This window comes from Streptomyces sp. NPDC050528, assembly GCF_044457795.1.
Taxonomy (GTDB): domain Bacteria; phylum Actinomycetota; class Actinomycetes; order Streptomycetales; family Streptomycetaceae; genus Streptomyces.
The window spans coordinates 25,803-43,786 of sequence record NZ_JBITHH010000013.1 but is presented as its reverse complement, the minus strand read 5'-3'; the positions used below and the strand labels follow the sequence as shown (position 1 = coordinate 43,786).

Here is a 17,984-nt window from a genome sequence, read left to right as displayed (position 1 = left end):
TGGGCGCGAGCCTGATCGTGCCCACCACCGGCGGATGTCCGGAATCTGCAAACGCTGAGGTCTGCCACGGGAAAGACGTCAACGGTCCCTTCGGGATTCACTCCGGGAAGTCCACGACGAAAGAGGCCGTCCACATGCCCGACATGCCCGCCGGAGAGTTCTGGAAGGACCTCAGGCCGATCGAGAACTCCTTCCGCCCCGACGCCCTCCCCGAGGTCTACCTGTCCAAGGTGGCCACGGACGACGACCGCTATTACGTGCCGTTCACCGAGACCGTCAGCTCACGGCCGCTGTGGATCAACGTCAAGGACAACACCTGGGCCGACATTCTGCGGGCCAAGGAGGCGGGGCTGGTCAACCGGCACTACCACCCGCACGAGGTGTTCGCGTACACGATCTCCGGCAAGTGGGGCTACCTGGAGCGGCCCTGGACGGCGACCGCAGGTGACTTCGTCTACGAGGCCCCGGGCGAGGGGCACACGCTGGTCGCCTACGACAGCGCCGAGCCGATGAAGGCGTTCTTCATCGTCAAGGGCCCGCTCATCTGGCTGGACGAGAACGGCGAGCCCGACGGCTTCTTCGACGTGCACGACTACATCAAGATGTGCCGCGAGCACTACGAGAAGGTCGGGATCGGCGCCGACTACGTCAACTCCCTGTTCCGCTGAGCCGCGGCGCCCCCGACCGATCGAGATCTCCATGAACTACACCACCGCCGTGCGGGACATCCGTACGGCCGACCGGTACGAGATCCGCTCCCTCGCCCTCTTCGCGACCGCCGGGTACCTCGCATGAGGGCGGCCGTCTGGTACGGAGCCCTGGATGTACGCGTCGAGGACGTGCCGGTGACACCACCCGGCCCCGACGAGGTGACGATCGAGGTCGCCTACTGCGGGATCTGCGGCAGCGACCTGCACGAGTACACCGATGGGCCGCACGCCCTTCCCGTGGGCGACCCGCACCCGGAGTCCGGCGTGGCCGCTCCGATCGTCCTGGGGCACGAGTTCTGCGGCATCGTCGCCGAGGTGGGCGGCGATGTCACGCGTGTCGCCCCGGGCGACCGAGTGGCGGTGGAGCCGCACTACCGGTGCGGTGCTTGCCCGCGGTGCCTCGCGGGGGAGTACAACATCTGCCGGCATTTCGGGTTCGCCGGACTCATGGGCCACGGCGGGCTGGCCGAGCGCGCCACTGTGCCCGCGTACATGCTGCACCGGCTGCCCGAGTCGGTCTCCCTGGAGCAGGCGGCGGTGTTCGAGCCGGCCGCCGTCGCCCTGCACGCGGTACGGCGGGCCGGGATACGCCCTGGCGAGACCGTCGCCGTCCTCGGCCTGGGCCCGATCGGGCTGCTCGTGACCCAGCTAGCGGCCCGCTGCGGCGCCAGACGCATCGTCACCGCCGACCGGTCTTCGGCCCGCCGCGAGTTGGCGCTGCGCCTGGGGGCCACCCAGACCGGCGCTGACCTCGCCGACGTGGTCGGCGGCGAGGGAGCCGACGTGGTGTTCGAAGCGATCGGATCGGAGGACACCCTGCGTGCCTGCCTGGCCGCCACCCGACGCGGCGGGCGGGTGATGTTCCTCGGCCTGACCGGTACGGTCCGCCTGGACGCCTTCGCGCTGGTGAACAACGAGCAGACGATCACGACCAGCGTGGGATATCGCGACGCCTATCCCGAGCTGATCCGCCTGGTGGCCGAGGAGGGCGTGGACCTGGCGGGGATCGTCACGTCCACCATTGCCATGGAGCACGTCGTACGTGACGGATTCGAGGCGTTGCTGCGGGGAGAGGAGCAGGTCAAAGTGCTGGTACGACCAAGGGATCAGCGTCCGTGAGCGGCGAGTTCGCCGGGCGGCGGGCGTTCGTGACCGGTGGGACCTCGGGGATCGGCGCGGCCACGGCCGTCCTCCTCGCCGAGCTGGGCGCCGACGTGACCGCGCTCGGCCTGCCACCCGCCGATTCAGCCGAACTGCCTGACCACCCCCGCGTCCACGTCGTGGAACACGACGTGCTGGACCGCGCCGGCCTGACTGCTCTGCTGTCCGCGGAGCAGCCGCTGGACGCCCTCGTGAACTGCGCGGGCGTCAGCCACGATCGCGAGGAGTACGACCTCGCCCGCTGGCAGCGGGTCATCGAGATCAACCTCACCGCCACCATGGCCGCCTGTCAGGCCGCTCGCACGGCCCTGGCCGAGAACGGCGGCGCCATCGTGGACGTCTCATCCATGTTCGCCTTCTTCGGCAGCAGGGACCGGCCCGCCTACAGCGCGAGCAAGGGCGGAGTGTCCCAGCTCACGAAGTCGCTGGCCGCCGAGTACGCCGCCGACGGCATCAGGGTCAACGCCGTCGCGCCCGGTTTCGTGGTCACCCCGCTGGCCCGGGGGGTGCTCGACGACCCCGAGGCCACGGCCCAGGTGCTGGCCCGCATTCCGGCCGGGCGCCTGGGGCAGCCGCACGAGGTCGCCTCGGTGGTGGCATTCCTGTGCTCGGTGGCGGCCTCGTACGTCACCGGAGCGGTCGTCCCTGTGGACGGAGGCTACCTGGCCGTGTGACATGTCACCTAGGCTCAGGGCATCCCGACCGCATGACCGTGGGAGGTCACGTGTCCGTCCCCTCCGTGATCTCCCGGGCGACCACCGAGCACATCGCACCCGCCGAGCGCGTCCACTACTGGGAGGACTACAACCGCAAGGCGCTGGTGGGCCTGTCCTGCACCTCCTATTCGGAGCAGGGTCTGCTGGCCAGCCAGACCAACACCGAGCTGGGCGCACTGCGCCTCGCAGAGATCGCCGGCAACGCCCACGCCGTCGAACGCAGCCCGCAGACGGTCAGGTCGGCGCCCAAGGACTCGGTGTTCGCGACCCTGCTGCTCAAGGGAGACGCTGTGTTCCTGCACGAGAACGGCTGCCTCGCGGCCACGGCGGGCGAGCTGCTCGTCTACGACACCCGAAGGCCCTATCTGTTCGGGTTCTCCTCCTCGATGCGGCAGATCCTGGTGGACGTGCCGCACGACCTGTTCGGGCAGGCGGGCGTGGGAGGCGGTTTGCCCGGGCCGATGCTGTTCGGACGGGGAACGGCGCGGGAGGGCGCGCTCGTGGCCGCGCTGAACTCCCTGCTCGGCGGGCTGGCCACCTTGCGTGGCGGGCCGCCGGGTCCCGCCGACGCCGAGGGGGCCGTGCTCGGCCTGCTGAGGCGACTAGCCGAGGAACGTACGAGCGGGCGGCCGGGACCCGACGCCTACCGGTCGCAGCTCCTTGTGGCCGAGGACTACATCGACCGGCATCTGTACGACCCCTGTCTGGGGGCCGCGCAGGTGGCCGGCGTGATGGGCATCTCGGTACGCCACCTGGGGCGGATCTTCGAATCGACGGGCACGTCTCCGGCACGGCACATCGTGGAACGGCGCCTGCTCAGGGCGCATCAAGAACTCACCGAACCGGGGGCGCGGGAGACCAGGATCGCCGACGTCGCGCACCGGTGGGGATTCTCCAGTCAGGCCCACTTCGCCCGTCTCTTCCGCTCCAGGTTCGGCCTCACGCCAAGCGATGCCCGGGCGGAGGCGACGAAGTAACGCACGTGGACGAGGGGTGTGAGGGTGACGGCGGCCCCGAGGAATTCCCCACGTACGGTCAGATGCGAATATGGCTCTCCGTAGTCGTTCGCAGGGCTGCGGTCTTGCTTGAGGGCTCGCATGCGCGACGGCCTGCTCCTGGCGCGGCCCACGCTGAAACTCCGTCAGCCCTTGATCGCTCCGGTGAGCACGCCGGTCCTGAAGTGCTTCTGCATGAACGGGTAGACGACGAGCAGGGGGACGAGGGTCAGTACAACCACGGCCATCTGCAACGACAGCGGAGCGGTCTCGGCGTGGGCGTTGCCGAAACCGCTGTTGACGGAGCCCGGCAGGCCGTTGCCGCGGTTCACGTAGGTCAGCAGCACGTACTGCAGGGGCCACTTCTGGCTCTCCGTGGGCATGTAGAGCATGACGTTGAAGAAGGCGTTCCAGTAGCCGACGGCGTAGAAGAGCGTGATGACTGCGGTGACGGCGCGGGACGTGGGCAGGACCACCGACCACAGGGTCCGCCAGTCGCCGGCTCCGTCCATCTGGGCGGCGTCGATGAGTTCTGCCGATGTGCCGGCGTAGAAAGAGCGCAGCACGAGGATGTTGAAGACCGACACCGCGCTGGGCAGGATGAGGGCCCAGTACCGGCCGTAGCCGCCCAGACCGGTGACCACCAGGAAGGTGGGGATCAGGCCGCCGCTGACGAACATGGTGATGACCAGCAGCGTCAGGATCGGCCGGTGACCGTAGGAGCGGGCGCGGGACAGTCCGTAGGCGCACAGTACGGAGACCGCGATAGAGACGGCTGTTCCCACGAGCGTGATGCCCAGGCTGACCAGCACGGCGGTGCGCACCGTGGGGTCGGCGAGCATCTCGCGGTAGGCGGACACGGTGAGTCCGTCGGGCCAGATGACCAGGCCGCCGGCCCGGTTGACGGCGGCCTGGGTGGAGAAGCTGGTGACCACGATGATCCACAGCGGTACCAGCACGACCGCGACGACCAGGGCGAGAGCGGCGCTCTTGCCCGTGGTCGTGGCCGCCGACGGTGGTTCTTCCCAGACCGGGCGCTTGTCGCTGCGGCGCTGTCGCAGCGGAACGGCAGTGCTCATCCGCGGTACAACCCGTCCTCTCCGAAGGCATGCGCGAGCTTGTTCGCGCCCCAGATCAGCAGCAGCGAGATGACGCTCTTGAAGAGCCCCGCCGCAGCTCCGTAGCTGTAGTTGTTGGTGGCGATGCCGTAGTAGAAGGAGAAGGTGTCCAACACGTCGGCCGTGTTGTGGCCCACGGCCGCGCGCTGGAGCAGGAGTTGCTCGAAACCCACGGTGAGTGCGTTGCCGAGGCGCAGGACCAGCATCAGTACGATCACGCCGCGCATCCCGGGCAGGGTGATGTGCCACATGCGGCGCCAACTCCCGGCGCCGTCCACGGCGGCGGCCTCGTACAGGTGTGTGTCGATCGCGGCGAGTGCGGCGAGGAAGACGATGATGCCCCAGCCCGCTTCCTTCCAGACCGCCTGGGAGGTGACCAGCAGGGCGAACGTGTTCGAGTTGGTCATGATGTCCCAGGTGCCGGCATCGTGCTGGCGCAGGAACTGGTTGAGCACGCCTGCCCCGCCGAGCATCTGCTGGAAGACCGTGATCGTCAGCACCCACGAGAAGAAGTGGGGGAGGTAGACGATCGACTGGATGAGGTTGCGCAGTCGCTCGCTGAGCACGGTGTTGAGCAGCAGGGCGAGGACGACCGGGATCGGGAAGAACAGGATCAGCTGGACGAGGCTGAGGTAGAGCGTGTTCTGCAACGCACTCCAGAACAAGGGGTCTTGGACGAGGGTGGCGAATTGCTCCAGCCCGGCCCACGGGCTGTGCCAGACCCCGACCAGCGGGTCGTAGTACTGGAAGGCCGTGATCAGACCGAAGAGCGGCGCGTAGTTGAACACCACGAGCAGCACGATGGCCGGAATCGTCATGATGACCAGGGACTTGTCCCGGCGCAGCCGGATCCGCCAGTGGAGTTTGACGTGCGCCTGAGGCGGCTTCCTCGTCGTCTGCGTCTCGGTTTTGGGCCCGATGATGGTGGTCACGTCTGTGCTGTCCTCACTGCCCGGTGCCGTACTTCTCCAGGACGTTCGTCGTCAGCCAGTTCTTGAGCCGGTTGCCGCTGCTCTTCCAGGCGGCGATCGCGGCCTGGACGTCGGAGACCTTCTGCTTGCCGTGGCAGCAGTCCTTGATCGTGTCCTCCACGGACTGCGCGGCGTCCGCGGTGGCCAGGGAGGAGGGCAGGGAGATATTCATGTTCCAGAACACCGGCTTGTAGAGGTACTTGACGTTGGCGGCCTGCCAGGCGGTGAAGTCCCTGGTCACCTGGTCGGTTCCGGGGTTGCTGATCACCTGCGGGCACGAGGCCAGGAACGAGTACGTCTGGGGCTGTACGTACTTCTTGCCCGCGTCGGTGAAGGTGGGGACTCCCTTCACCATGGTGTGGTGGACGCCCTCGACGCCGAAGTTGACCATGGTGTATTCGGCCGAACCGTAGGGAGCGGCCAAGTAGTCGGCCACCGACAGCAGTTCCTCGATCTGGTCCTTGCCGAGCCTGCGGTTGAGGTAGCTGATGACGCCGGTGGAGTTGCCGAGGAACAGGCTCGGCTTGGACGTGCCGTCGGCCGCGAAGATGCCGAAGGCTCCGCGCCGGTAGTCCTTGTTTGCGGCCGAACCGGACTGCTGGTCGGTGAGGTTCCACGCGCCGGTGCCACCACCGGAGATGAGAACCTTCCCCGAGTAGAAGCGGGTGCTGCCGGAGGCTTCCTGCCCGGCGAGGGCGTCGGGGTGCATGGAGCCGGACTTGGCGAGCTTGTAGTGCCAGTCGAGGGCGTCGAGGAACTCCGGGGTCTCGTACTTGTTGATCAGCTTGCCGTCCTCGACCTTCCACTTGTTGGGCACACCCCAGAAGGGAAAGAGGTACGTCCACACGTCGTCGAACGCCCAGACCCCGCGTTTGGCGTCGGTCAGCTCCTTGCCCAGCGTGAACAGGTCGGCCGCCGAGGTGATCTCGCCGGCGGTGATGCCCTTGGCGTCCAGGACGTCGCGGCGGTAGAAGGTGGTGCCCGCGACGACGCAGCTGCTGGAGTAGGACGGGATGCCGTAGATCTTGTTGCCCCAGGCGCCCGCCTGCCAGGCGCCGCTGGGGATGGCGGCGAGGTTCGGATACTTCTTGATCTTGTCGCCGGCCAAGTACGGTGTGAGGTCGGCGAGTTGGGTGTCGGCCAGGCCGCCCGTGTTGAAGCCGGAGTTCCACCAGGCCGGCAGCTGGATCCAGTCGGGCAGCTTCTTGGCCGAGGTCATCGTGGGGATGATGGTCAGGTAGTTGTTGCCGTCGGTGGGTTTGATCGTGAGGTCGATCCCGAGGACCTTGTTCATGGCCTGGTAGAAGGAGTTGTCGGGGGAGGGGACAGTTCCCCACAGCGGAGTGACGGCCGAGTAGTGGCCGCCCTTGCCCGGAACTCCCTCTACGGTCCGGGCCTGTTGGGCGGGGTAGGTCAGGAAGCCGGGGTCGGTCGCGATGTCGGCGCCGCCGACGACGGACGGGATGTCCGGCTTGAGTGATTTGTTGGGCACGAACGACGGGAGCGCGGCCTTGAGCCCCTTCTTCGTGCTGGCTCCGCCGGTGCTCTGTCCACCGTCGCCGCACGCGGACAGCAGCGGCGCCATCGCGGCGGTGCCGGCAACGGCCGCGGCTGTGCTGAGAAGGGTTCTGCGGTTCATGTCGAAAGTCATGGGTGGGCTGCTTTCGCCGATGAGATGTGCTGGGGGCTGTGCCGTCGGCGCAGCGCTTCGACGACGGCCTGTTGGAAGGGCGGAACCGCGAGGGACGAGGTCAGGCGGTCGTGCCGGTGACGGAACTGCCGGACTTGGTGACGTAGTACGTCGCTGAGGCGCCGCTCCAGAAGTGGAAGGTGAGCGTCACCCGGGAGTCGTCCCTCAGCGAGGTGAATAACTCGGACGTCAGCTTGATCGAGTCACTGGTGTACGCCGAGAAGGCGGTGTCCCACTGCTGGTAGGGAGTCCAGCTCGCCGGGCCCGCGTTGCTCCCGTCGTCGTACCTGGCCTCCATGGTCGCGAGCATGTCCCCGCGAAACTCGGTGGGGATGCTCAGGCCAGTGGCGATTCCCGAGGCGTTCGACAGGACCGGAAGGTCGTACGTGATCACGTCGATCCGCCATGGGACACCGCGGGAGAACCGGGCCTCCAGCGTTGCGTCGACCCCGTACGTCCGGTCGCCCGCCAGTTCGCCGAGCGCGGCTGCCGTCAGCGTGAGTTGGTCGCCGGAGACGGTGTAGTCCTTGCCCCGCACGAGGTTGCGGGAACCGTGGCGCAGGCCCTGGAAGTCGGTGCCGTTGGCGTTGAGAGTGAGCGTTTGGCTCGTGATGGCATCCGACTTGGCGAGGAACACCATGTCGCTGGAGGCGGTTCCCGAACGTGTGGTCCAACTCGACTTGATCTGGGCGAACAGCTCTGGGTCCCGCCATTGCAGGGTGGCGCGGTTCAGGAACTGACCGGCGTCCCACAGCATGGTGGTGAGCTTCCGCCGGCGCGCGTAGTCGCCGAGGAACTCGAAGTACTTGAGCTGCTCACCGCGTTCGATGATGCCGGGGCGGTTGTGGTCGTAGGCGAGCAGGGCGTACTCCCCGATGATGACCGGGATGCCGCGTGCGACGAAGGTGTTGTAGACGCGGTCGAAGGTTCCGGTGAGGTCCTGCTCCGCGGTGGCGTCGAACCTGGTGTAGCCGGCGATGTTCACGCTGAATGGCCACCAGCCGTAGAAGTGGACCGTCGTGGCGATCATCGGGTCGCGCAGGGAGGTCAGTTCGGCGGCCAGTGCGTCGAGCCGGCCCTGGTCGGCGTTCGTGTACAGGGTGGGCAGTACGAGCAGACGGTTGGCGTTCCCGCCGCCGGAGTCGCGGACGACGGTGTGGAAGGCCCGGTTGAGCTCGGCCAGCAGCCGGTAGTTCTCGTCGTCGCCTGAAGTGCCGCTGAACGTCGGCTCGTTGATGCTTTCGAGGACGAGCCTCGACGGTTCGTCGCGGAACTCCGCCGCGATCTGGGTCCAGGTGGCGCTGTAGCGAGTGAGGACGGCGTCATGGTCGGTCGAGAGGTTGTTGACCCACATCCATGAGTCGTGGTGCATGTTGAGCAGGACGTACAGACCTTCGCCCAGCGCCATGTCGGCGACCTGCCGGACCTTCGCCATCCAGACCGGGTCGATCGTGTAGTCGGGGGCGGAGCCTTGGTGGACGCCCCAGGTGACGGGCAGCCGGATGCTCTTGAACCCTTGCGACCTGACCTTCTTCAGCAGTGCCCTGGTCACGGGCGAGTTGCCCCAGGACGTCTCGTCGGGGATGGCGTCGTAGGTGTTGCCCAGGTTCCAGCCGGGCTGCATGGCCGCCACCGCGCTGCGGGCGGCCGGGGCGCTCGGCGGCGGGGCGGGCGAATCGTCGGCCCGGGCGGTGGCGGGTAACAGCGGGAGCAGGACGATCGCCAGGAGTAACGCCGTCAGTCTCCGCGGAGGGCGCGACGGCCGCCGCCGTCGCGGGAGAAACCGGGTCAGTCTCCTCGTCATCGCGTGCACCTTCCGGTTGGGGCGGCGCAGACCCTGGAGGGTCCCTGTCGGACGTACTCGACACATGGGGATCGGCCTCGTCGCGACCGAGTCGCGCCTTGGACAAGGAAACTTTCTCTCTATTCGGCGGAGAAGTTAACATGGGGATGTGCTTGAGGCCACAGGTTCGTCGGCAAGAGATGCCAGAATGGCCGGGCATACCCAGACAGGACTGTTCAACCGTCTCCCGCATCCAGCTCCGCCTGGTGCGAGCGATTCGATGACCGGGAAGGCGACCTTGACGGACAACGCAGCTGACGGACCGGCGGGCCAGGGCGACGGGCGGAGCGACACGTCCCGCCCGGTGACCATCGCGTTCATCGCCGAGTCCGCGGGGGTCTCCGTCCCTACCGTGTCCAAGGTGATCAACGGAAAGTCCGGGGTCTCCGCGGACACCCGTGCCCGGGTCGAGGCGCTGGTCAACGAGCACGGTTACCGCAAGCCCTCGGGAGCCAACCGGAACAACGTCGTCGAGCTCGTGTTCCGCGAGCTCCAGCACATGTGGGCGGTCGAGATCATCCGGGGCGTGGAGCGGGTGGCCCGACAGCACCGGGTCGGCCTCATGGTCTCCGAGTTCGGATTGCACGACACCAGCGAGCCCACCTGGGACGACACCGTCTCCAGACGTCCCAACTGTGTCCTGTCCGTGGCTCAGCTCTCCGAGGCCGAGCGCGAGCAACTGACGGCGAAGGGCATCCCGTTCGTCGTCTTCGACCCCGCCACCGAACTGCCCGACGACGTCCCGTTCGTGGGCGCCACCAACTGGTCCGGCGGCCGGGCCGCGACCCGCCACCTCACCGAACTCGGGCACCGCCGCATCGCCATGATCGGCGGCCCCGAGGACCAGCTGTACTGCAGCGCCCGGCTGGACGGATACCGCTCCGCGATGCACGCCGCGGGTCTGCCGGTCGATCCGGAACTCGTCGTGCACGCAACGCTCACTCACGAGGACGGCCGCGCGGCGGCCCGTTCCCTGCTCGCTATGCCCGAGCGCCCGACCGCGATCTTCACCGCCAACGACCTGCAGGCGCTGGGCGTCTACCAGGCGGCGCGCGAGGCCGGCCTGCGGATCCCGGACGATCTGAGCGTCGTCGGTTTCGACGACCTGCCGGTCGTGGCCTGGGTGGACCCGCCCCTGACCACCGTCCACCAGCCGCTCACCGAGATGGCCGTGGCCGCCACCGAGTTGGCGCTCACGCTCGGTCGCGGTGAAGCGGCACCCCAGGTCGGGGTGGAGATCGCGACGACCCTCACGGTCCGGGGCAGCACGGCTCCGCCCAAGGGCTGACCCTGAGCGGTCACGCGCCGCTTCGCGCTTCAGCTCCCCAGACGCCCGCTGTCGACAACCCGTCGGCAGCGGGCGAGTTGGTGTGTCCGAGGCTTCCCGTGACGGGAGCGGGCTGCGCGACCGTTGACCAACAGGGGTTCGCTGACTAATCTCGGCCAGGAAATTATCTGACCTTGTGGAGCGAAAGTTTCGCTCCATTCGTGAGGCTAGTGAAAGCCCGCGACCCGCCCGACCATGAACCCCGTCCCTCTCCACCCACCTCGGTCGCATCCCCTTGGAGGAGCTCATGCGGAGGTTGGTCCACAGATATGGCGCCCGCCTGGTCGGGCTGGCCGCAGCGGTGTCCCTGGCCATGGCTGCCCCACCGTCAGCGGTGGCTGCTCCTGCCACCATCAGCGCCTCGGTGACGGTCGATGCGGGCCGGGTGCTGGCAGGAATCCCGGCGACTGGTGTCGGCATGAACGTTGCTGTCTACGACGGCAACATGAACCACTCCGCCGTCCCCGGGCTGTTGAAGGACGCCGGTACCGGGATGGTCCGCTACCCGGGCGGCAGCTACGCCGACGGCTACCACTGGCAGACCCACACCGTCGAGGGCGGCTACGTCGCGCCCAACACGGAGTTCGACACGTTCATGGGCACGGTACGCGCCGCCGGGGCACAGCCGATCATCACCGCCAACTACGGCTCGGGCACCCCCGAGGAGGCCGCGGCCTGGGTGCGGTACGCCAACGTGACCAAGGGCTACGGGGCGAAGTACTGGGAGATCGGCAACGAGGTCTACGGCAACGGTCTCTACGGCGCCACCTGGGAAACCGACCACCACGCCAGTAAGTCCGCTACGACATACGCGACCAACCTCGTGCAGTACGCCACCGCCATGAAGGCCGTCGACCCGACCGTCAAGATCGGCGCGGTGCTGACCACCCCAAGGGCCTGGCCGGACGGCATCACGGGAGCCGGTGACTCGACGGACTGGAACCACACGGTCCTGTCGATCGCCGGATCGAAGATCGACTTCGTGATCGTGCACCACTACCCGATCGGCAACAGTCAGGCGGACCTGCTGGGCAAGCCCCAGTCGGAGATCCCGAACATGGCCGCCACCCTGCGCTCGCTGATCAACCAGTACGCCGGGAGCAACGCGCCCAACGTGGGCATCGCGGTGACGGAGGTCAACGCCAACGCCTACAAGGACACGTCCCCGAACGGCCTGTTCGCACCGGACGAGTATCTGACCTGGGTGGAGAACGGCGCGTTCACCGTCGCCTGGTGGAACCTGCACAACGGCACGGACTGCTCTCACGTGACCACGGTCGAAGGTGCCACGGACTACGACGACGGAGGGATCCTGTCCAGCGGCGCCTCCTGCGAGCCGCCCCTGAACACGCCTTTCCCGCCGTACTACGGCACCCGGATGATCACGAAGGTGGGCGCGCCGGGCGACACGCTGGTCCGGGCCGTCGGCTCGAACCCCCTGGTCTCCGCGCACGCCGTTCGGCGGGCCAACGGCGACCTCAGCGTCATGCTCATCAACAAGGACCCCGTCAACGCCGCGACGGTCACGCTGTCGTACAGCGGGTTCAGCCCGTCCGCTGCCACTCCGACCGTGTACTCGTACCTGAAGAACGCCACGTCGATCGGCTCCACGACCACGGGCAGCGCGACCAGCCAGACGGTACCGGCCTACTCGATCGTGGTCGTCCAGCTCCACCGCTGAACCAACCCACCTACAACGTAAGGATTCGATGAGGGTGTCGAGCAAGCCCGAGAAGGCCAACACCATCGCCAACCCGGTGATCCCCGGCTTCCATCCCGACCCCTCCGTCTGCCGGGCGGGCGAGGACTACTACCTCGCCTGCTCCAGCTTCGAGTACTTCCCCGGGGTACCCGTCTTCCACAGCCGGGACCTGGTGCACTGGACCCAGATCGGCAACGCGCTCGACCGTCCGAGCCAACTGCGCCTGCCACCTGACACCCGCTCCTCGGGCGGCATCTACGCACCCACCCTCCGCTACCACGACGGCCGCTTCTGGCTGATCGTCACCAATGTCAGCGGGGACGGCAATCTGCTCTTCACGGCCACCGATCCGGCCGGGCCCTGGTCCGATCCCGTCCGCCTGCCCGGAGTACAGGGCATCGACCCGGACCTCGCCTGGGACGAGGACGGTAACTGCTGGTGCACCACCGCCGGAGTCGGACAGATCCGTATCGACCCGCGCACCGGAGAGACCTTCGGCCCGTCGCGCCGGCTCTGGTCCGGCGCCCCCGGTGCCAAGGCGCCTGAAGCACCGCACCTCTACCAGATCGGCGACTACTGGTACCTGCTCATCGCCGAGGGTGGCACTGAGCGGTGCCACGGTGTCTCCATCGCCCGCGGCCGTACACCGACGGGCCCGTTCGAGCCGTGCCCGGCCAACCCGATCCTCACCCACCGGGGCACCGACCACCCCATCCAGAACACCGGCCACGCCGACCTGGTGCAGGCACCGGACGGCTCGTGGTGGATGGTGCTGCTCGGCGTGCGGCCGGGCGGCGGCACCCCGGGGTGGCACGTGCTCGGCAGGGAGACGTTCCTGGTGCCGGTCGACTGGGCCGACGGCTGGCCGGTCGTCGGCGAACTGTCGACCTCCATGCCCGCGCCCCCCTGGCCGCTACACCCGCACGCCGCCGTCCCCGGCCTGGACGACTTCGACCTGAGCGAGCTGGCCCCGCACTGGATCTCGCTGCGGCACCGATCGCCGGAGGTGTGCACGACGAAGGAAAGGCCCGGCTGGCTCACTCTTCAGGCACACGGCGAATCCCTCGACGAGCCCGACGTGACGTTCGTCGGCCGACGACAGCAGCACGTGTCCTGTCGCGTGCGAGCCCTGGTCGATGTCACGGACGGCCGCGGCGGCGTGGCCGTCCGCCTCGACGAACAGCACCACTACGACATCGAGGCCTCGGCCGGCAACGTTCAAGTGCGGGCCCGTATCGGCCCGTTGAGCACCGTCGTTGCGTCCCGTACGACACCCCCCGGACCTGTGGTTCTCCGCATCGAGGTGACCGCCGTGCACGCGGTGGACGATGCGCGCACCGGCCCGGACACCGTCACGATCGGCATCGAGGAGGCGGACGGCACCTTCGTCGAGCTCGCCTCCTTGGACGGGAAGTACCTCTCCACGGAGGTCGCAGGCGGCTTCACCGGCCGGGTGATCGGCATGTTCGCGGGTGCCGGTTCCGTCCACTTCGACTGGTTCGAGTACGAGCCGGTCGAACGCTGACACGGCCTGTACTCAGCCGGTTCCGCATTGCTCCGGGCCCGACAGACATGGCGCTTGTCCGCTGGGCCCCAGGCAGTCATGAGCTCGGACGGCGCGGCAGACCGTCGGGGTCAGGGAGCACGGGGTGCGGACGGTCTGCGGCCCCGATGATCAGCCGGCGTCGCAAGAAAGGGCACTGCCACCGGGTTGCCGAACGCCCTGAGAGCAACTCGATGGCACCCCGTCTCATCAGTCGCTCACCGCGTCGCGGACGAGAGCGGTGTCGCCGAACTGAGCGTGGAGTGCGTACGGCGCGGGATGAGCATGTTCGGCGCCGCGCCGCCGTCCTTGGACGGACGGCCTCAGCAGTCGGCGGGCCCTCCCGACTCCGGCAGATGGGTCTGCGCCCACTGCGCGAGCCCGTTGAACGCGGGCTTCAGCGCCGTGCCCGCCTCCGTCAGCCGGTAGGACACTCGCAACGGCGGTCCTTCGTCCACCTCACGCACGATCAGTTCCGCGGCGGCGAGCTCGGTGAGGCGGTTGGAGAGCATGCGCTCGCTGATCCCGGGGATCGCCCGGCGCAGGTCGGCGAAGTACGCAGGTCCCGCAGTGAGTACGGACACGATCGGGCCGGTCCAGCGCTTTCCGAACAGTTGAAAGAAGAGCGCGATGCCGGCGTCGACCTCCATGCGGGGCCCCGGGTGGGTACGGCCCGTATCGGGCGGGGCCGAGTGCGTAAGCCGTCTCATACGCCGAGGCCGGGGCGTAGTGCCGCGAGGGTGTCGGCGAGGAGGCGTCTACCTGCTGTGGACTCAGGGATGAGGCCGCCGTGCGGGATCCCTGGGCAGGGGTGTTCCGGGGTGAGCCGGTATTCGGCGGAGGCCACGACCGTCCCGGCCTCCGCGGCGATGCGGGTGGCGGTGGCGTCGAACTGATCGAGGCTGTCCATCACGATCCCGGGGTCGTGGAGAAGGCCGGACAGCAGGCCGTCGCGCTCGGCCGGTGCGTAGGTGCGAGCTGTAGTCGGTGTGCGCAACGCTCGGACGTCGGTGAACGGCCCGCTCGGGAGCGCCGAAAGCCACGGTGTGATCTCAGAGTCGTACGCGTAGGCCATGGCGTCTCCTCGGCGGCCAGATGCGGGGAAAGCGTGGGGATTGCTGGTCGGCTGGTGCAGCGTCAGGCCCTGAAGATGCGCTCGGCCTGGTCGCGGTGAGTGGTGTGGAGGTCCCAGTAGACGGGCGCGATCCGGTCGGCCGTAACCCGTGCCTGTCCGTAGAAGGTGGGCGTGCCGATCGTCGCGTCGATGCCGATGTGGGCGGCCTGAATGCCGGTGTCGGCCAGTTCCTTGTGCAGGTTGATCGTCCAGTTGCGCAGCGCCGCGGCGGCGGCGTTGATGTTGGCGGTCGGCGGCTGGGGGTTGACGGAGCGAGCGCCGGTGGTGAACAGCAGAGTGCCGGTGCCGGCCTCGCGCATGGCCGGCAGTACCGCCCGGGTGGCGGTAATGGCTCCGTAGAGCTGGAACTCAAGCTCATGCTGCACGTGGGAGGGGTCCGTGTTGGCCGGAGTGGTCAGGTCGGTGGCGTTGAGCTGGTCCAGCGGGGAGTACTCCAGGACGTCGATCCCGCCGAAATGGGCGGCGGCGCTCTTGAGGGCTTGGGTGAGGGCCGCGCGGTCGAGGACGTCCGCGGGGAAGGCGGCAGCGGTGATGCCCTCGGAAGTGAGCATGCCGACGAGTTCGTCGAGCTTGGTGCGGTTGCGGGAGATCAGGGCGACGTCCAAGCCCTGGGAGCCGAAGGTGCGGGCGACGGCCAGGCCCAGTTGCGGGCCGGCTCCGATGATGGCGATGCTGCTCACGGCGATCCTTTTTGGATAGAGCTATCCATTTCATGATCCGGATAGGGAATTCCGGTTCTCCTGGTTAGTCTAACAGAAAATTGGATAGGGCTATCCGATTGCAGGGGTGGTCGGTATGTCTCCTGGCGACCGGTGGACCAGGCCATCGCCCGCACCGGCTGGGACGGCACCGTTTTCCTTTCGAGGGAGAGCCTTCCGGAATCATCAACACCTTCGGTGGCCGTTCCTCCTGGGCTCCGAGCCGGGCCTCGTCAGCTTCTGCAACGGGCGCGAGGCGGTCGGCTGCGGCTGGTTCGTGTATGCGGCAATGACGCGTGGGGGGTCCCGGCTGGGAAGGGAGCCTGCGCGGAGAAGGTCGGTTCCGCCGTTGACGGAATCAATCCGACCCCGGGCGCCGACCGCTGCCGGGTGGCCCGTGTGCGACGCCAGCTGGGCCCGCCCGTCACCGCCGTCGGTGTGACCCCGCGCCGGTCCGTGCTTGAGTCGGCACCCTCCTTGCCGCCGTCAGCCCCTCTCGGGCCGTGGGTCGTCTCGGTACCCACCGCGCCATCGCCTGCGTGCGGGCGGAGAAGGCGGTCCTTTGTGTCGGCAGACGTCCGCCATGGCGCGAACGCGGACCACGGGCCATCGCCGCTCCATTAGACGGTGTCAGGGCCGATTCGTGAGAGGCGGACCATGGCGCGGTAGAGAGCGGTGGGCCTAGGAGCTTCGGGCACGGCGGGAATCGGTGCGCCGGGGGCAGCGTAGGAGCGGAGCATGTGGCCGACGAGGCGGCGCCAAGTGTCGGGTGCGGCATCTCCGGTGGCGGCGATGACGCCGGCGTTGGCCATGAGCAGGATGACGAGGTCCTCGGAGACGAAGTCGTCGCGGAGGTGTCCGCCGTTCTTGGCGCGGGCGATGAGTTCGAGGAACCCGTTGTAGGCCTCGTTGCGGCGGGCTTCCAGTGCTTTGGCGGCGGGGAAGGTCATGGTCAGGACGTCGGCGAAGCCGCGGTCGGCGGCCTGCATGGTGCAGACGGCGTGGATGTAGCCGGTGAAGCCGTGCCAGGGGTCGGGGTCGGCGAGGGCCTCGGTGGCGGCGTCGGCGTAGGCCTCCATGCGGTCGGCGAAGACCGCGTTGACGAGATCCTCCCGGGTCGCGAAGCGCCGGCCGAGTGTGGCTTTGCCGACGCCTGCCTCGCGGGCGACGGAGGCCATGGAGACGCCGAGCCCTTCGGTGGCGTAGAGGCGGCGGGCGGCGGCCAGGATGCGGCAGCGGTTGCGCTCGGCGTCGGCGCGCAGTCCCGTGCTGGGCTGCTGGTCCGACGTCTGGTCGGAAGGCAGGGAGCTCATCCCCCCAGTCTATCCAAGTGGAACGGGTGGTCCGTTTTTGATGTACCGTGGGCGGCAATGGAAGTGGGCCGCATGGTCCACTTAGTTGAAGGGTATTGCCATGCGCGCTGTCACGCTCGAATCCGTTCCCTCGGCCCCGGCCGTGACGGAGGTGGACACTCCTCGCCCGGGGGCCGGGGAGTTGCTGGTCAATGTGGCCGTTGCCTCGTTGAACGGCATCGACCTCGCCACAGCCGCCGGCTACACGCAAGCGTTTATGGAGCACCGCTTCCCGCTGGTCCTCGGCCAGGACTTCGCGGGCACCGTCGAGGCGCTCGGCGAGGGCGCGGAGGGCTTCGCGGTCGGTGACACGGTCTTCGGTGTCGTGATGAAGCCGTTCCTGGGCGCCGGGTCGCTGGCCCAGTACGTCACCGTGCCCGCCGGACACGGCGTCGCCCACATCCCCGCGGGCCTGAAGGTGGGGGACGCGGGCGCGCTGGGCGTGGCCGGGCCCACTGCCCTGGTGAGCCTGGACGTGGTGAGCCTGGCCGAGGGCGAGACGCTGCTGATCTCCGGGGCCTCCGGCGGGGTGGGTTCGCTGGCGGTGCAACTCGCCGCCGCCCGTGGCGCGAAGGTGATCGCGACCGCCCGCCCCGGCGCGCAGACCGACTTCGTCACCGGCCTGACCGGCGCAGATGTCCACGTGGTCGACTTCACCGGTGACCTGGAGGGGCAGGTCCGCGCGATCGCCCCTGACGGTGTGGACGCGGTGCTGCACCTGGCGGGCGACGGCATCCAGCTGGCCGCTCTGCTGCGGACGGGCGGACAGCTCGCCTCCGCCACCGGCCTGAGCCAGGACGACGTCAAGGGGCACGACGTCACTGTCCACACGATCATGGCCAACCCCGACGCCCAGATCCTGGCCTCCCTGGCCGAGCAGGTCGCCTCCGGTGCGCTGCGTGTGCCGGTCACCGCCACCTACCCGCTGGAGCAAGCCACGGAGGCGTTCGCCGCCTTCGGCGCCAGCACCCCGGGCAAGATCGCCGTCTCCTGCTCCTGACCCACGTCCAACGGAGGAGGAAC

Annotated in this window: 16 protein-coding genes; 8 read left to right on the top strand and 8 right to left on the bottom strand. The window is 68.4% G+C overall.

Annotated features, from left to right (window positions below; translation table 11 throughout):
- Positions 1-134: 134 nt before the first annotated feature.
- From ACIBK4_RS37495 to ACIBK4_RS37480, 4 genes are all read left to right on the top strand, one after another.
- Positions 135-668, top strand: a complete 534-nt coding sequence (locus tag ACIBK4_RS37495; protein ID WP_399002299.1) for a 2,4'-dihydroxyacetophenone dioxygenase family protein — start codon at positions 135-137, stop codon at positions 666-668.
- 123 nt (positions 669-791) lie between these two features.
- On the top strand, positions 792-1,829 hold the full coding sequence (locus ACIBK4_RS37490) for a 2,3-butanediol dehydrogenase (protein WP_399002297.1): 1,038 nt from the start codon (positions 792-794) through the stop codon (positions 1,827-1,829).
- The gene (locus ACIBK4_RS37485; protein WP_399002295.1) at positions 1,826-2,545 is read left to right on the top strand and encodes an SDR family NAD(P)-dependent oxidoreductase; all 720 of its coding nucleotides are present in this window, start codon (positions 1,826-1,828) and stop codon (positions 2,543-2,545) included. The genes ACIBK4_RS37490 and ACIBK4_RS37485 overlap by 4 nt, the downstream gene beginning before the upstream one ends.
- Before the next feature lie 50 nt (positions 2,546-2,595).
- Entirely contained in the window at positions 2,596-3,564 is a 969-nt protein-coding gene (locus ACIBK4_RS37480; RefSeq protein ID WP_399002293.1) for a helix-turn-helix domain-containing protein, read from the top strand.
- 164 nt (positions 3,565-3,728) lie between these two features.
- Here ACIBK4_RS37480 and ACIBK4_RS37475 read toward each other — a convergent pair whose 3' ends face one another.
- From ACIBK4_RS37475 to ACIBK4_RS37460, 4 genes are all read right to left on the bottom strand, one after another.
- A complete protein-coding gene (locus tag ACIBK4_RS37475; RefSeq protein WP_399002291.1) occupies positions 3,729-4,661 on the bottom strand; it encodes a carbohydrate ABC transporter permease in 933 nt (310 codons plus the stop codon).
- A complete protein-coding gene (locus ACIBK4_RS37470) occupies positions 4,658-5,632 on the bottom strand; it encodes an ABC transporter permease (protein WP_399002289.1) in 975 nt (324 codons plus the stop codon). The genes ACIBK4_RS37475 and ACIBK4_RS37470 overlap by 4 nt, the downstream gene beginning before the upstream one ends.
- Positions 5,633-5,645: 13 nt before the next feature.
- On the bottom strand, positions 5,646-7,322 hold the full coding sequence (locus ACIBK4_RS37465; protein WP_399002287.1) for an ABC transporter substrate-binding protein: 1,677 nt from the start codon (positions 7,320-7,322) through the stop codon (positions 5,646-5,648).
- Between the two features lie 100 nt (positions 7,323-7,422).
- Positions 7,423-9,165 carry a cellulase family glycosylhydrolase gene (locus ACIBK4_RS37460; RefSeq protein ID WP_399002285.1) on the bottom strand — a complete coding sequence of 581 codons (1,743 nt, stop codon included), beginning with the start codon at positions 9,163-9,165 and terminating at the stop codon, positions 7,423-7,425.
- A gap of 277 nt (positions 9,166-9,442) precedes the next feature.
- Here ACIBK4_RS37460 and ACIBK4_RS37455 point away from each other — a divergent pair, with 277 nt between their 5' ends.
- The 3 genes from ACIBK4_RS37455 to ACIBK4_RS37445 all read left to right on the top strand — a co-directional run bounded on the left by ACIBK4_RS37455 (position 9,443) and on the right by ACIBK4_RS37445 (position 13,758).
- Positions 9,443-10,492: a LacI family DNA-binding transcriptional regulator gene (locus ACIBK4_RS37455; protein ID WP_399002283.1), complete on the top strand. Its 1,050-nt coding sequence runs from the start codon at positions 9,443-9,445 to the stop codon at positions 10,490-10,492.
- 295 nt (positions 10,493-10,787) lie between these two features.
- Positions 10,788-12,212 (top strand): cellulose-binding protein, encoded by a 1,425-nt coding sequence (locus tag ACIBK4_RS37450; protein ID WP_399002281.1) that lies wholly within the window; start codon positions 10,788-10,790, stop codon positions 12,210-12,212.
- 28 nt (positions 12,213-12,240) lie between these two features.
- Positions 12,241-13,758, top strand: a complete 1,518-nt coding sequence (locus ACIBK4_RS37445; protein WP_399002279.1) for a glycoside hydrolase family 43 protein — start codon at positions 12,241-12,243, stop codon at positions 13,756-13,758.
- A 341-nt stretch (positions 13,759-14,099) separates the two neighbouring features.
- Here ACIBK4_RS37445 and ACIBK4_RS37440 read toward each other — a convergent pair whose 3' ends face one another.
- The 4 genes from ACIBK4_RS37440 to ACIBK4_RS37425 all read right to left on the bottom strand — a co-directional run bounded on the left by ACIBK4_RS37440 (position 14,100) and on the right by ACIBK4_RS37425 (position 16,922).
- Entirely contained in the window at positions 14,100-14,426 is a 327-nt protein-coding gene (locus ACIBK4_RS37440; RefSeq protein WP_399002277.1) for a winged helix-turn-helix transcriptional regulator, read from the bottom strand.
- A 56-nt stretch (positions 14,427-14,482) separates the two neighbouring features.
- Complete coding sequence (locus ACIBK4_RS37435; RefSeq protein ID WP_399002275.1) at positions 14,483-14,851, bottom strand: alpha/beta hydrolase fold domain-containing protein; 369 nt, start codon at positions 14,849-14,851, stop codon at positions 14,483-14,485.
- Positions 14,852-14,913: 62 nt separating this feature from the next.
- Entirely contained in the window at positions 14,914-15,591 is a 678-nt protein-coding gene (locus ACIBK4_RS37430; RefSeq protein ID WP_399002273.1) for an SDR family NAD(P)-dependent oxidoreductase, read from the bottom strand.
- A gap of 638 nt (positions 15,592-16,229) precedes the next feature.
- Positions 16,230-16,922: a TetR/AcrR family transcriptional regulator gene (locus ACIBK4_RS37425; protein ID WP_399002271.1), complete on the bottom strand. Its 693-nt coding sequence runs from the start codon at positions 16,920-16,922 to the stop codon at positions 16,230-16,232.
- A gap of 100 nt (positions 16,923-17,022) precedes the next feature.
- Between ACIBK4_RS37425 and ACIBK4_RS37420 the strand changes: the two genes are divergently transcribed.
- Positions 17,023-17,961 (top strand): NADP-dependent oxidoreductase, encoded by a 939-nt coding sequence (locus ACIBK4_RS37420; RefSeq protein ID WP_399002269.1) that lies wholly within the window; start codon positions 17,023-17,025, stop codon positions 17,959-17,961.
- Positions 17,962-17,984: the final 23 nt, after the last annotated feature.